The sequence below is a fragment of the Psychromonas sp. psych-6C06 genome (assembly GCF_002835465.1).
GTDB lineage: Bacteria > Pseudomonadota > Gammaproteobacteria > Enterobacterales > Psychromonadaceae > Psychromonas.
In genome coordinates this window covers 127,146-142,515 of record NZ_PIZM01000006.1, presented here as the reverse complement: position 1 = coordinate 142,515, position 15,370 = coordinate 127,146, and the positions used below count along the sequence as shown (strand labels likewise).

Sequence of the window (15,370 nt, the reverse complement as noted above, 5' to 3'; positions counted from 1 at the left end):
AACTAAAAGCACATTGTAGCGTTATAAATCTGAAAAATCTTTACTAAACGACTCGACTTTTGACCAATCGGTTAATTCGATATCTTTACTTTTATCAGTACTGCCACCAGTCATCTTCATAATTAACTGAATCAGCAGTGTTTGCCACCAGTTGTAGCGTGAATACAATAATGCACCTGCAAATACTCCTTTCAAACGCGGTTGCCAATCCGAAAGCGCATTGAACTTTGCCATATAAGTATTATTACTAGGTAATGATTTCTCTGGCTTTCTAGCCGTTAAACAGACTAAAAAAAAGGCATTAGGTAGCTTATCAATTTGTGTTTTATGAGTATTAACATACTCGATTAGATTGCTACGAAAATTACCGTATCGAATTGAAGCCCCGATCAGCACTTTGGCATATTCATCAAATGCGATATCGGGATTTTTATCAATATCAAATAATTTAAATTCACCTTCCACCAGCGTATTAATACGTTCAATTATTTTTAGAGTTTGTCCATCAACCGATGAATATAAAACAAGAGTCTTTGTTGTCATTTAATTTTTCCAAAAAACAGGGGTAAATAGTACTAACAGAGTAAAAATCTCAAGACGACCAAACAGCATTGCCATCACCATCACCCATTTTGAGGCATCACCGACCTCATTAAAGTGTACAGCGACTTGCCCTAAACCAGGCCCAAGATTATTAAGCATGGCAACGGTTGCTGAAAATGAGCTTATTTCATCCATTCCCGTCATTAAGAGCGCTAACATACAAATGATAAAAACTAATGCATAGGTAGAAAAGAACCCCCATACCGCCTCAATAACACGATCGGGTAGCGCTTTATTACCAAGCTTAATCTTATAAACAGCCTTGGGGTGTACTAGACGTTTTAATTCGCGCATACCTTGTAAATTAAGTAATAAAACACGAATCACTTTTAACCCGCCACCCGTTGAACCTGCACAACCACCAATGAAGCTAGAGATGATTAATAAAACCGGTAAAAATAGTGGCCAGTCTGCAAAAGAGGTAGTGGTAAACCCTGCCGTCGTTGAGATAGAGACGGCTTGGAAAAGTGCCTGTGAAAAAGTGTGCTCTATCGTCTCATAAACCTCATGATTCATTAACATGGCAAAACAGATACCAGTTAGAAAAACTTGGATAAAAATAAATGCACGTACTTCCGGGTCTTCTTTATAGATATTAAATGAGAATTTTTTCGCTGAAAAAGCACTGAAATGCAGTGCGTAGTTAATACCCGATATAATCAAAAACAACACAGTAATAAAGTTAATCACATCACTGTTAAAGTGGCCCATGCTGTCATTGTAAGTTGAAAACCCACCAATCGATACCGTTGAAAAGCTGTGCCCCAACGCATCAAAAAGACTCATTCCTGCAAGCCAGAAAGCCATCATACAGGCAACTGTTAAGCACAGGTAAACGTACCAAAGCGCTTTAGCGGTTTCTGCAATACGCGGTGTCATTTTTGAATCTTTTACTGGCCCAGGTGTCTCTGCTCGATACAGTTGCATTCCACCGATACCAAGCATAGGCAATACAGCGACCGCTAAGACGATGATCCCCATACCACCAAACCATTGCAACATTTGTCGATAAAAGAGCATCGCCTTCGGCAGACTGTCTAGATCTTCAATCACAGTCGCACCAGTAGTCGTTAAACCAGAAAATGACTCGAAAAATGCCGAAGCAAAGCTCATATCAATACTGGTACTCATTAAGAAGGGGATAGCCCCAACGCTACCCAGCGCTGCCCAGAACAGTACTACGATTAAAAAACCTTCGCGTACACGAAGCTCTGTTTTGGAATGTCGATTAGGCATCCATAAAATAAAACCAATGAGCAAGGTAACGATAAATGCGGCTAAAAAATCACGTCCACCACCATCATCGTAAAACATAGCGATAGCAACGGGAGGAAGCATTGTCAGACTGAACAAACCAATCAACATGCCAACAATACGAATAATTGAACGAAAGGCCACGTTAGCTCACTTTAACTTTGGGTTGGCAATATTTTGTTAACATGCACTTTTCCTTGTGTCACTGATTGTAGCTGCTTTAAAAAATCTTCAGCCAATTGCAGATCGACTTCAACCAATGCATCTACAGATTGTAGATATTCAACCCGCACAATACGTCCAACATTCGGAACTAACAAGCTTTCTAGTTGCGCCATTTGAGCATAATCACAACTCACCTGATATTGCTGATAAAAACGTTTTTCACGAGTTTCTATTTGAGGTAATAACTGTTGGATGCCATTACTATAAGCGCGAACTAAGCCACCAGTGCCAAGTTTAATTCCACCCGAATAGCGCACTACAACAGCCATTATTTCACCTATATTGCTTCCCTGTAACAGCGCCATCATCGGTTTTCCCGCAGTCCCTTTTGGCTCACCATCATCACTACAGCCCATTAGCACACCATTTTTAGGGCTTGCTGCGATATAAGCCCAGCAGTGATGGCGAGCATCAGGGTGTAAGTTCTTAATAGTTTGCAAATAATCAAGGGCAGCCTGCTTATTTTCGACAGGTGCGAGGTAAGTAAGAAAACGACTCTTTTTTATCTCTTCACTGAAATGAAGTGGAGCACTGATGACTAGATAGGGTTCACTCACGAAGCGCTGCTCACCTCATAACCAGCCGCTTGCCAAGCTAAAAAGCCACCCGCAATCGAATATACTTCTTTAAACCCCATTTGCTGTAACGACAATGCACAAAATACACTACGGGCACCAGAACGACATAGAAGATACACAGGCTGCTCAGCCAACTCATCAAGCGTGGCAAAACGTTGCTTAATTGACTCATTACTATCGATTTGCATCTCTAATACACCACGCGGAATTAATGTGGCATTGTTGATGGTCCCTAAACTGGTCTCGCTTACTTCACGGATATCAATTAATACTGCTTTAGGATTTTGTTTCAATTTTTCATGTAGTTGCATAACAGATAATTCATTCACGTTACTGCGTAACTGTTCAACTAAAGTACGACCGTTAATCGCCATATCTATTTCCTTAACAATAAGAGTGGCGCCAGTTTAAATGGCAATGCTTGGATTATCAAATACAGGGCTGATATGCCCTTCCATTACGCGAGCTAACAGTTCATCTAACACAATATATTGACCTGATTTTTCAGCTATTCCATCAATCGTTAACAGTGAAGTAATGGTTTTTTCTAATACCGTATAAGCATCTGTATGGTGAGGTAAAAAATATTTTTTTTGCAATTGCAAATAGGGTTGTCTACAACACTCAAGTATATGGTTATGATCTGCAAATTGTTTTTGTGCTGTTAAATGAGCAATAGCATGAAAGATTAAACTTGGTAAGACAAACAAGTGCACAATATTATTCTTATAATAATCTAGCGCTAAAGCCTGCTGTGCAGAGCAACTAATACAATCATCTAGACACTGAAATTTATGTTGTGCGAGTGCTTGGGTCAATAAATCATCACCACTATTTTTTGGATAAGTAACCAAACTACCTTTTTCATGTGTTGACAACCATTTTTGATGCCACTTTAGTTGTTCTAAAAACTGATTTTTATCCACTTGATGGTTTTTATTTGCCAACAAAATGGCAGCGCATAAAGGTAATGCATTCACCGCAGTAGCCGCATTAATGTTAGTCATTACCTGCTGCGCAATAATTGTAACCTGCTGTTTAAATTGTTTGTCGCTAATCTCTGACTTTGACCATCCAGGAAGGTACTGATCAAAGTGCTGTTTGACATTGATTGGCTCGCCAAAGTTAACAAAGGCACGCCCAAAATTACCCAGTTTTTTAACAATGCCTAATAGTTGCCAGACACTTTCACGCTCCTTTTTTTGGCCAGCCAACTCATTGATGTAAGTGTTCACTTCCATTATGTGATCGTAACCAATATAAATAGGTACAATCACCACGTTTCGATCTGGTTGTCGTAAATAGGTTTTTAATGAGGTGGAGAGTAGCCCTGTTTTCGGCTCAAGTAATAACCCTGTTCGGCTTCTGCCCCCTTCGGTGAAAAACTCGATTGGATAGCCTTGCTTAAACAGCATGGAAAAATAAGCATTAAATACTTCAGCGTATAAAGGATCATCCTTAAAGGTACGCCTTAAAAAGAACGCGCCTGAGCGTCTAAATATCGGACCAGCGGGAAAAAAGTTAAGGTTCACTCCGGCAGCAACATGAGGTGGAACTACACCCTGCTCAAATAACAGATAAGAAAGTAACAAATAATCCATGTGACTACGGTGACAAGGCATATAGATTATTTCAGCACCACTCTGGCAAGCTTGTCGCACCGCTTGCGCATGGTTTACCTCGATACCCTGATAAATAAAATTCCAAATAGCGCTTAAGAAAAGGCGAAAAAAACGCATAAAGGAGTAAGAGAAATTAGTGCTTATCTCATTAAGATAAGCGCGACACTGTTGCTCTACCTGATCTTCACTTAGATTTAGTGTTTCAGCATGGTTAATAATCACTTTTCGTAACTGTGCTTGCGCTAAAACCGTTTCGATCATCTGTTTACGATTCGGCAACTTAGGCCCTATACTACTGCGCTTCTGAAAATCAAAATAACGCATCGCTACTTTCGCTAATTTATAAGCAAGCGGTTTATTGTTACTACGTAAAATCAGCTTTTTAATCGAAATTGGTTGATTAAAACGAACCAAGTGATCTTTACCGTTTCTCAGTACAACCAGTGACTTATGAAATAGACCGACCTGTCCCTGCTGAGTCAAATCAAACCACGACTTCTTACCGTCACGGCCTGGATTTCTTCCCCAATAAAACGTAACTGGAATTAATTGAATATCTAGGCTCTCATCGCCATTATGTAAATCAAGTAACTGCTGATATTGCTCAAGATAGGGCGCGTCTTGTAGTTGTGGTGCTTTGGCTGCAAACAGTGACCAATTATGAAGATAGACCAGCGCACTTATCTGTACACCATTCACAGTAATTGGCTGGTAAGGATCAGGTAAGCCCGCTTTTTTACAACTCGCCTGTAACCCAAGTAGATCACTGGCATTATTTTGTTCGACGACGTAAATAACCGGCCTATCGAGATCAATACTTAACTCTTGAATTGCTTGCGTAGGCACATGCTGGCTTTTCACCCAGAGACGATTGATAATACGCGAAAAAAGAGAACCTTTTGCTAGCACAGAGCAACCTCTATCAATTAATGGTTAGCATCAAATCATAACATAAAGTGATTGTTCGAATATCTACCTGTGCGAGTAAAGTGGTGTCCTTTTTTCTGAAATGATAATTGTGACCATTTATTTTTTACGGTGCCAATATTGCGTGGCGTACCTAATAACAATCTCAACCAGCATTATCAGCAATGCTGGTTGTTAATAGCAATAACACTAAATAGAGGTCCTCTTTAGTAAGTAAAACAGCACATTTTTCCGACGCAGGATAGCGCTAATATCTACAATGTCATTGCTATACGCGCTTCTAACCTGCGCTTCGTCCACCAAGACATTGATGCAAAAAGTTATCGACTTTACGCTGCAATTTAAGTGTATTCGCAGTACCACCATAGCTATGTCCAACCAATGGCATCTCCCAGTAGTCGACCTCTTTGCCTGCTTTTTCTGCAGCCTCAACAAAATTTCTCGACTGTTCCGGGCGGACGATATAGTCAGAGTCTCCTTGAATAATTAGTAAAGGGGCCTGTAAATTATGCACATAATTAATAGGCGACTTTTCAGCCCATTGCGCCCAATTACTCTCATCGCTAAAGTTACCTAAATAGTTTTCCCAAACAGGCTTATGCTGCTTCCAAAATACAGGGTAATGGTCAATAAATAGTTTAATGTCGGAAATGCCAAAAATATCAACACCACAAGCAAATTTATCGGCTGTTTTTGTCATACCAACTAATGTAGCATAGCCGCCATAACTGGCTCCCATAATGGCCACTTTATTAGGATCGGCAATGCCCTCCTCGATTGCCCAATCTACACCATCAATTAAGTCATTGTGCATTCCCTTGGTAAACTCACCAAAACCAGCTTCAAAAAAGCTTTTCCCGTACCCAATAGATCCCCTGAAATTAACCTGTAGCACCGCATAACCTCGATTAGCTAACATTTGTACTTCTAAGTTAAACCCCCAGTAATCCCTTGAGTGTGGCCCACCATGCACCAGTAAAACCATCGGTAAATTTTTAGCTTCAATACCTTTTGGCATGCTTAAATAACCATTAACAACCAGTCCGTCACGGCTGGTAAAACGTATTGGCTTCATATCAACGAGTCTATTTTCCAGTGCTAAAGATGCTGATTTAACCAGTAATTCGCTACTGTTATCTTGCAAATTATAAAGGTAACGCTCAACGCCTTTACTGGTTGCTTTAGCCACCACAAATAGTTGCTGCTTAGCATCGCTACTTTGAATATTGACACGTACCTTGTCAGACGTATTAAAATATTCAATCAAAGGTTTTATCCTATCGTCTAGCACCTTTATTTTTTGATACCCAGGGTACATAGTGAGCATATAAGGTTGTAGATTATGGTCAATATCATAAAAGGAGACATCTACATCTGGGTCAGCGTAAATCACATCAATATCTAAGGTATCCAGATCAATACGTAATAATTGTTTTTTATCGTCGTTATTATTGGCAATTAACCAAATTTGATTTTTATGATAATCATAATCAGCTTGCGTGATGGTACCACCTTCGCCAGCATCAAATACTGTCTTTCCACTTTCACGCAAAACAATACTTCTACTCTGTTGAATATAAGCAAAAATACGTTCTTTTTTCGTCACTGGATTCAATAGATAGCCACTCACTAAAGCGCCATCATTTTGATGTAATAACTGCGTCTCTTTGGTTTTTATATTAAAACGGTAAAGGTCTAACTCACTTTCATTGCGATTATTATGCTTAATTAAAATATGCTCTTTATCTTCTTTAAGTGTATCAACCACAAAAACAACGGTATCTTTTTCGGAATACGCTGGAGGAGTGTCATATGAACTTGTTTTTAGATTAATAAAATAAAGCTTTGATGTCTCATTGGGATACATGAGTACGTTAAATATTGTTTTGCTATCTGGCATCCAACCAAAATTATTAATATAAGCCTTTAAACGCCCTTCTTTCCCTGTTTCTAAATCTTTATAGAAAACGGTCGGGTAAGGACCCCAGGCAGAATTAGTGTAAGCAACCCAAGCTAACATTTTACCATTTGGCGACAGTTGGTATTGATAAGTATCACTCTCACTACCATCAACATCGCTAAGGTGAATTAGCTCAGGCAAAGGAGCGTTGACCAACGAATGATGTGTCGCAGGTTTGGGAGTTGCGCATGAAGACAACAAGATAATAAAGAGGGTACACAAAAATACACGGCGATAATTAAACAAAACAACTCCTTTTCACAAAGTAATGGCTATTGCCATACACTTCATTATCATAAAAAATAATGGTGATATAAATCTAATAAAAATAATTATAAACAAATAAAGGTCAAATATATACGCATATATTTCTTTACTGTTAAGTACTTACCGTAAAATCATCATCTCTGGAAGTTAAAAGATCACTTCGCCTTATATCCTACTCCCAACTCATTTATTACACTTTATTAAATAAAATTGATGTCGCAATGTCGGAGTATGCAGTTGATAAATTACAAGTGACCTTCCCCTGCCCTTTTGCTAAAGTAACCACCTTATAATTTAAGCTACAGGGTGAATGGAAATGGAAAAGAATACAGGTATAAAACGTATCCTTCTTGCAACAGGATATTCACTGCAAGGCTTAAAAAGTGCATTTAAATATGAAGCAGCTTTTCGTCAAGAGTTACTATTAGCGGCGACTCTTATCCCTGTCGCCTTTTACCTCGATGTCACCTATATTGAACGAATATTACTAATAGCACCGATATTTTTAGTGCTCATTATTGAGATAATTAACTCTGCAATTGAGGCGGTCGTTGATAGAATCGGTAGCGAAAAACATGAGCTATCAGGACGCGCGAAAGATCAAGGCTCAGCAGCCGTATTAATCGCACTGTTTTTAACAGCCTATATTTGGATTGAAATCCTCTTTTTAGCATAATATCAAGCACATCAATATGAGCACGTTGATATCACCAAACCGTTAGGATTTAACATGGCCGATAAAAGCCCTTACTCCAACAAGAGTAAAAATAAAACCGTTTCAGCAATCAAATCCGTACCTCACTCCTTTGAAGCTGAACAAGCGATCATCGGTGGTTTACTTCTCAACAATGAAGCATGGAATGATGTCGCTGAACGTGTTGTTGAGCGTGATTTTTATCATCGAGCACACCGTACTATTTTTGCGACGATTGAAAGTTTAAGTAGCGAAGACATACCTGTAGATTTAGTAACTCTTTCTGAACAACTTGAAAATAAGCAAGAACTTGAAGGCGTAGGTGGCATCGCTTACCTAGCCGAGCTATTACAAAACACACCAAGTGCGGCCAATATCAATAACTATGCTGATATTGTGCGTGAGCGTGCAGTGGTACGTGAATTAATTGGGGTTGCCAATGAGATAGCCGAAGCAGGATATGAAACAGAAGGGCGAGATAGCGCGGAACTACTCGACTTTGCAGAAACCAAAGTTTTCCAAATCGCGGAAGCACGAAGCGATAAAAGTGAAGGACCACAAGCACTTAAAGATATCTTAAAAGAGACTGTTGCACGTATTGATGATCTTTGTAAAAACCCGCAGGATGGTATTACCGGACTTTCATCGGGTTATAACGATTTAGATCAGATGACAACAGGCTTCCAACCGGGCGATCTGATCATCGTTGCCGCGCGTCCATCGATGGGTAAAACCACCTTTGCTATGAACCTTGCTGAGCATGCTGCCTTAAATGCAGATAAACCAACCATCATCTTCTCACTAGAGATGCCGGCAGATCAGATCATGAATCGTATGCTTGCTTCACTCGGGCGCATTGACCAAGGTAAAATTAGAACGGGCGCTCTTGATGAGAATGATTGGGCTTCGTTATCGTCGACCATGTCGATTTTACTTAATCAAGGTAAAATGTTTATTGATGATAGTTCAGGCCTAACTCCCACCGAAGTCCGTTCACGCGCACGTCGTATTGCACGTGATCACGGCGGGGTAAGTATGATCATGATCGATTACCTACAACTAATGCGCGTTCCTTCGCTAAGTGAAAATAGAACCTTAGAGATTTCCGAAATATCACGCTCACTAAAAGCGCTTGCAAAGGAGTTACGCTGTCCAGTAATCGCTCTTTCACAGCTTAACCGTGGTCTAGAGCAGCGTGCCGATAAACGCCCTATCAACTCAGACTTACGTGAATCAGGGGCTATTGAGCAAGATGCCGACTTGATTATGTTTATCTATCGTGATGAAGTTTATAACGAAGATAGTAGCGATAAAGGGATCGCTGAGATCATCATCGGTAAGCAACGTAATGGTCCAATTGGTAAAGTTCGATTAACCTTCCAAGGTCGCTATTCACGTTTTGATGAATACAGTGGCGCAGCATACCAAGATGAATAGTGATAGCATTACCCGTGCAGTGATTAATTTAAGTGCGCTTAAACATAATCAAAAGGTGTTGCAACAATACGCTCCCAATAGCCAAATATTGGCAGTTGTAAAAGCTAATGCTTATGGTCATGGCATGGTGCGCATTGCACAAACTCTTTCAGGAATTTACGCATTAGGTGTAGCACGTTTAAACGAAGCACTAACACTAAGAGAAGCAGGAATAACGACACCGATCGTTCTGCTTGAAGGCTTCTTTCATGCGGACGACCTAAAAATATTAGTTGCTAATAATTTGCAAACCGTTATCCACTCTTCGCAACAACTAGAGGCAATAGTTAATAGTAAATTAACCACAGCCTTACAGGTTTGGTTAAAGCTCGATACAGGCATGCACCGTCTTGGCTTTCATGAGCATGAAATTGATCAAGCTTATCAAGCGCTACAAACTAGCGACAATGTAGCAAAACCGATCCACTTAATGACTCATTTTAACTGTGCGGATGAAATCGATAACGATATTACCGCAACACAATTAACCTGCTTCCAAACACATATCCAAGTAGACAGTGGCCTTAATTCATTAGCTAATTCAGCAGCAACACTGGCATGGCCAATAACACATGCAGATGTGATTAGACCCGGTATTGCTTTGTATGGTGTTTCTCCCTTCGAGCACAAATCGGCAGACGATTTTAATTTACAACCAGTCATGACGCTACAATCACAATTAATTGCGGTACGTGATCACCAAGCAGGTGAAAGTGTCGGATATGGCGCCAGTTGGACTGCTAAAGCAGATACTAAACTGGGCGTAGTCGCAGTCGGTTATGGTGATGGTTATCCACGTATGGCTCCCGAAGGCACGCCGGTTTTAATTAATGGTCGCTTAGTACCTATTGTTGGCCGTGTTTCAATGGATATGCTCACCGTAGATTTAGGTATAAATTGCCAAGATAACGTGGGTGATAATGTTACCCTTTGGGGAGAAGGGTTACCTGCAACTCAAGTAGCAAAACACATTGGCACCATCGCCTATGAACTAGTAACGAAACTGACTTCTCGTGTTGCTTTGCACTATGCCCCCTAGCGATTATGCGGCAGAAATAACAAGTGCAACGTTATTTACTTACCAGTTACCATTTAAGACCGCGATGCAGTTTAAAGCACAGCGTTTACTGCAACGCAAAGGGTTAATTTTACAGCTTAATGATGGCCAAGGTAGGACATATTTTACTGAAATTGCACCGTTGCCCGGATTTAGCACGGAAACGCTGGAACAGGTAACACAAGACATAATTCAGCAAATATCAACTTCATTAGCAAGTTTATCTGACTATAAAAGCCCCTATCCAAGTGTGCAATTTGCCCTTAGTGGACTGTTTAATAATCCAATAAGTATCAATCACCAACAATCTATCGAGATGGACAATATTGCTCTCCTTCAAGGTGATACTGAGCAAGTCTTAGCCCAGTTTGAAGCGCTTCATCGACCAGCTGTGATTAAGCTGAAAGTCGCTCGAGAAAGCATTACCACTGACATCGCTAACTTCCAGTTGCTTTGCCAACTATCGCCAGATTTAAAAATTCGATGCGATGCCAATCAAGCATGGAATAAAAAGCAAGCATCTGATTTTTTTGACGCGATCAATACTCCACAACTCGATTACATTGAAGAGCCCACCAGCAATCACGCTATTAATATCCAGCTAGCAGAAGAAAACAAGATTTTCCTCGGCTTAGATGAAACACTACAAGCACCTGACTTTTATTATGAACACCATGAGGCGATTCGCGCATTTGTCATCAAACCAACCATTATTGGTAACAGGAATAAAATAGACCAACTTGTTTCTGTTGCACATCAACAGGGAATTTTACTGAGCATAAGTTCCTCCTTTGAAAGCGCGCTTGGATTACAACAGCTACGAAAAATGGCCAATCACTATTTAGCACAGCCCGAATACCAAGGAGTACAGATATCTTTAGGCATTGATACCTTAAAATATTTCGATAGCCCGCTGTTATATAACGCAAAAAATATCGAGCGTGATTGTCGGGCATTAGCAATTTTATGGACTAACCAGTGAATACCTTTAAGCCAACTAAACAACTCAATCACTGTCCAATTGCATGGCAAGCATTAAACACCCCACACGCAATAGCTATCGAAAGCGATACTCAATCTCTTTGCTATGCTGCGTTAAATCAGCGTATTAATTCGCTGAGTGAGCAGTTAATACAATTAAACATGAGAAAAGGAGACCGTTTAGTCTGCATCGCCAGCAATGGACTCCCCCTAGTATTGCTACAGCTAACCTGTGTGCGTAACGGTTTTATCTTTTGTCCGCTTAACCCTAAATTCAGTGACGCAGAGCGTATGCAACGCTTAACGTTACTTGACAGCAATTTTATTTGGCAGGAAGGTAACCCGAGTAGCTTACCCCTAGAATTTGAGAGTATTATTACGGATCCACCTGTGAGTTCGCCGGTAACAATTGATCCATTAGCAGTCGTAAGCATTATTTTTACCTCAGGAAGCAGTGGATCACCTAAAGCGATCATGCACCACTTTAGTAACCATTATTACAGCGCGCTAGGATCACAAACAGTGATTCCGCTTGTTGGAGGCGATAAAAACTTATTATCTTTACCAATGTTCCATATCAGCGGTTATGCTACCGTTATGCGGACGATGCTAGCAGGAGCAACGTTGCGATTACTCACGGGTAAAATCACCATTGAGCAGTTGAAAAGAAACATGATCACTCATCTTTCATTAGTAAGTAGTCAACTACAACAATTGCTTGATAAGAGTGACTTTCAATCCAGTGAGTTATCGATTAAACACCTTTTATTAGGTGGGAGCGCCTTTCTCAGCGAACAACTTCAGCAAACTAGGCAACGTGGTTTTAATTACCATCTCAGTTACGGCTCTACGGAAATGGCTTCACAGATAGCAACCTCAACCAATAATGAAAAATTGCAGTTGCTACCTTACCGACAATTAAAGATCGCCAATAAAGAGATTATGCTTAATGGTGAAACTCGATTTGTTGGCTATTTCAAAGGCAAAGCTGGTATTGAGTGGCTTAATAGACAAGATTATTTTGCAAGCGCTGACCTCGGTAAAATAAACGAGCAGGCGCTGACAGTGATTGGCCGTAAAGATAGACAGTTTATCTCTGGTGGAGAAAATATTCAGCCAGAGGAGATTGAGAAACACCTTGTTCAATTTTCAGCGGTAACACAGGCGGTTGTAGTGCCGATTCCCGATGCAACCTATGGACACCGTCCCGTTGCTTTTATTAAGTGGCAAAAAACACAACAACCAACACAATTAAGCGCTTTTATTAAAGATAAGCTGATCGCTTTTAAGCAACCACTACACTATTTTGATTTACCCGAACAGGCAGGCCTTAAACCCAACAGCAAACTGTTAACTGAGATTGCGCTTAAGCTGTTGCTCGTAAACTAATTTTTCACATTGATCCAATAACATATCTAAACTGTTATGGGTTTTATCAGAGTACTGCACAATGCCAGTATCGATCAGTATTTTTAATCTGTTTTCAGGTTGTAAATTGTATTTTTGAATATTTAATTCAAGGCGAGCAAAATGGCCACTATCCACCACTTTGTAATCACTATCATTAAGCAATACCACAAATTCATCGCCACCAATACGCGCGATGAGATCCGTATCTCGGAAGGTATCACGTAAGATTTGTGCAAAATCCTTAATTAAAGAATCTACCGCGCTTTCACCATATTGATAATTTAGTTTTCGCATACCATGAATATCAATATGCACAGCAAAAAAAGGCTTTTTAGTACGCTGTGCAAGTCTAAAGTAGTTTTCACCACTGCTCATCAAGCCACGTAAGTTTAATAAACCGGTTAATTCATCTGCAATAATCAGCTCGTGGGTTTTATCTTGTAAGCTTTTGGTTTTACTTATATCGGTAGTAATTTCAATGATGCCGTTTAATGCACCATTATTGTCGTATAAAGGTTGAAAATTAACTGAGAGTGTTCGAATATCACCGTTTTGAGTGTATTTTATCGTCTCAACATGGGTAAACATTTTCTCTTCTTTTGCCTTTTTAAGTGGGCAAACTTCAGGACTGCACTGCATACAAGTAAACTGTTTTTCACAGGCTAAGCCGATTAATTGCTCTCCTTTAAAGCCACTCAATGCTTGGAAGGCTTTATTCACTAATTTAACTTGCTTTTCCGCATTAAAGATACGAATACCGACTGGCAAGCTATCTATTAATTGTGTTTGTAGTGCAAGCGCCTCTGCCAGTTGCTTTTCAGTCGAAACTTTCTGGGTTTCATCGATAATATATCCCAGTAACCCTTCTACTTCTTGGCTCTCTTTTTTTATCAAAAACAGAGTAGTATCTAAATTGATAACACCCACTTCATCAATCACTGTTTCCTTAATTGACTTTCTCCCTCCTAAGTCCATCAATTCAGAGGATGATATTTGTAAAGAGTCGGGCTCGTTTTCAAAGGCCTTATCGCCATTCGAAAATATCGTATTAGGCGGAATCAGAAAATGCTTAAAAAAAGCAGAGTTTGCACACTGATAACGATTTTTTTCATCTTTACAAAATACCGGAAAAGGTAATGCATCAAACATATTATTGTGAAAGGTAAGTCGACGTTGGCTTTTTTGATGTTGTCGATAGATAAAAGTAACCAATAGAATAAAAAAGCTACTCAGTAATAAAATAAGAATCACACGATTGTTTTTCTTAACCGTTGCGCTCTGTTGCGGTAAATAAGTAAATAGGTGACCAACTATGTCACCATTAATATTTTTTAATGGCAGAAAGTTGGCAAAGCCTTCTTCTCCTCTAAGCCTTGCTTGTAATGAGAACATTTCATCGGTCAATAAAGCTTCTTCATGTGACGTAGTAAAGTGCCCTTTTAAGTGAGACAGTTCCTGACCTGTTAAATGAATATTATGCTTTTTATTGGCATCTTCTCGGCTCAGTACATAATGATCATCGGATAGCACAGACTCTTCATACAGTTTCCACTTATTACGAATATCTAATAATTGTCGTTTAGAAAACATAAATTGACTAGCAGCGCCATGCCCTGCAAATAGAAAACGTTGTATATTAATTAACGGTAAGCCAAATTCAGCCACCGCAATTAAGCTATGGTGGTCATCATAAATTGGAAAGAAAAAACGGTATAAATACACACCATCCTGCAATGCTAAGCCGGAGTAAGCGACATGATCTGTGATCACTTTTTGCAAGCCGACATTATAAACGGTGTCTTTATCAAACTCTTTGTAGGGCGAATCTAAACGTAACAAAGGGTGGCCATCGACAAGGTATATCTGCTGCTGAGGGAAATACTCCCGGCTAGTTTGAAATTTAAGATGCAATGCTTTAAAGAGACTGTCTTTTAATGACTCTAAATGTTGCGCGTCATTTGTTTCACTTGCCTGCTTTAGTAAGCCACCAATAACAGGCTCATTAAATTGTAATTCAAATAGAAGAATCGCTGCGTCTTTATTCTGCTCCATTGCACTACCATAAGATCGCTCGATCGCTTTTTGTGCATGTTTAACCTGAGCCTCCTGGCCTTGATTATCATTTGCAAAATAGACCAATCCAATGAAAAAAATCAGGCCTAATAGCGCAAAAAACACCTCAAAATAACGGTTACCTTTAGTATGTAGCATCCATCAATCCATCAACAGTCTAATATAAAATAACAATTATAAGTAAAACACAGAAAAGAATCCGAGACAAAATAGGCATTTATCAGATAATTCGGTAGAATTATT

Annotated in this window: 12 protein-coding genes; 5 read left to right on the top strand and 7 right to left on the bottom strand. The window is 39.7% G+C overall.

The features are described 5' to 3' along the window. Window positions 1–21 precede the first annotated feature (21 nt). The 6 genes from hemG to CW745_RS09200 form a co-directional block, all read right to left on the bottom strand. A complete protein-coding gene (gene hemG / locus CW745_RS09225; RefSeq protein ID WP_101108366.1) occupies window positions 22–543 on the bottom strand; it encodes a menaquinone-dependent protoporphyrinogen IX dehydrogenase in 522 nt (173 codons plus the stop codon). Further along, entirely contained in the window at window positions 544–2,001 is a 1,458-nt protein-coding gene (locus tag CW745_RS09220; RefSeq protein WP_101108365.1) for a TrkH family potassium uptake protein, read from the bottom strand. A gap of 11 nt (window positions 2,002–2,012) precedes the next feature. After that, on the bottom strand, window positions 2,013–2,639 hold the full coding sequence (locus CW745_RS09215) for a YigZ family protein (RefSeq protein WP_101108364.1): 627 nt from the start codon (window positions 2,637–2,639) through the stop codon (window positions 2,013–2,015). Continuing rightward, window positions 2,636–3,034 carry a rhodanese-like domain-containing protein gene (locus CW745_RS09210; protein WP_101108363.1) on the bottom strand — a complete coding sequence of 133 codons (399 nt, stop codon included), beginning with the start codon at window positions 3,032–3,034 and terminating at the stop codon, window positions 2,636–2,638. Before CW745_RS09210 ends, CW745_RS09215 begins: the two co-directional genes overlap by 4 nt. A gap of 33 nt (window positions 3,035–3,067) precedes the next feature. Further along, a complete protein-coding gene (gene plsB / locus CW745_RS09205) occupies window positions 3,068–5,191 on the bottom strand; it encodes a glycerol-3-phosphate 1-O-acyltransferase PlsB (protein WP_101108362.1) in 2,124 nt (707 codons plus the stop codon). 298 nt (window positions 5,192–5,489) lie between these two features. After that, complete coding sequence (locus CW745_RS09200) at window positions 5,490–7,415, bottom strand: S9 family peptidase (RefSeq protein WP_101108361.1); 1,926 nt, start codon at window positions 7,413–7,415, stop codon at window positions 5,490–5,492. 331 nt (window positions 7,416–7,746) lie between these two features. On the opposite strand from CW745_RS09200, the gene CW745_RS09195 reads away from it, so the two are divergent. Genes CW745_RS09195 through CW745_RS09175 form a run of 5 tightly spaced genes read left to right on the top strand, consistent with a single transcriptional unit; the run spans window position 7,747 to window position 13,033 of the window. Next, complete coding sequence (locus CW745_RS09195; RefSeq protein ID WP_274521242.1) at window positions 7,747–8,112, top strand: diacylglycerol kinase; 366 nt, start codon at window positions 7,747–7,749, stop codon at window positions 8,110–8,112. A 54-nt stretch (window positions 8,113–8,166) separates the two neighbouring features. Further along, entirely contained in the window at window positions 8,167–9,567 is a 1,401-nt protein-coding gene (gene dnaB / locus CW745_RS09190; RefSeq protein WP_101108359.1) for a replicative DNA helicase, read from the top strand. Beyond that, a complete protein-coding gene (gene alr, locus CW745_RS09185; RefSeq protein ID WP_101108358.1) occupies window positions 9,560–10,645 on the top strand; it encodes an alanine racemase in 1,086 nt (361 codons plus the stop codon). Before dnaB ends, alr begins: the two co-directional genes overlap by 8 nt. Then, window positions 10,635–11,645 (top strand): o-succinylbenzoate synthase, encoded by a 1,011-nt coding sequence (gene menC / locus CW745_RS09180; RefSeq protein WP_101108357.1) that lies wholly within the window; start codon window positions 10,635–10,637, stop codon window positions 11,643–11,645. The genes alr and menC overlap by 11 nt, the downstream gene beginning before the upstream one ends. Continuing rightward, a complete protein-coding gene (locus CW745_RS09175; protein WP_101108356.1) occupies window positions 11,642–13,033 on the top strand; it encodes an AMP-binding protein in 1,392 nt (463 codons plus the stop codon). The genes menC and CW745_RS09175 overlap by 4 nt, the downstream gene beginning before the upstream one ends. Here the strand turns inward: CW745_RS09175 and CW745_RS09170 are convergent. Next, window positions 12,995–15,265: a diguanylate cyclase gene (locus tag CW745_RS09170; protein ID WP_101108355.1), complete on the bottom strand. Its 2,271-nt coding sequence runs from the start codon at window positions 15,263–15,265 to the stop codon at window positions 12,995–12,997. The two genes, CW745_RS09175 and CW745_RS09170, sit on opposite strands and share 39 nt — an antisense overlap. Between the last annotated feature and the right edge of the window lie 105 nt (window positions 15,266–15,370).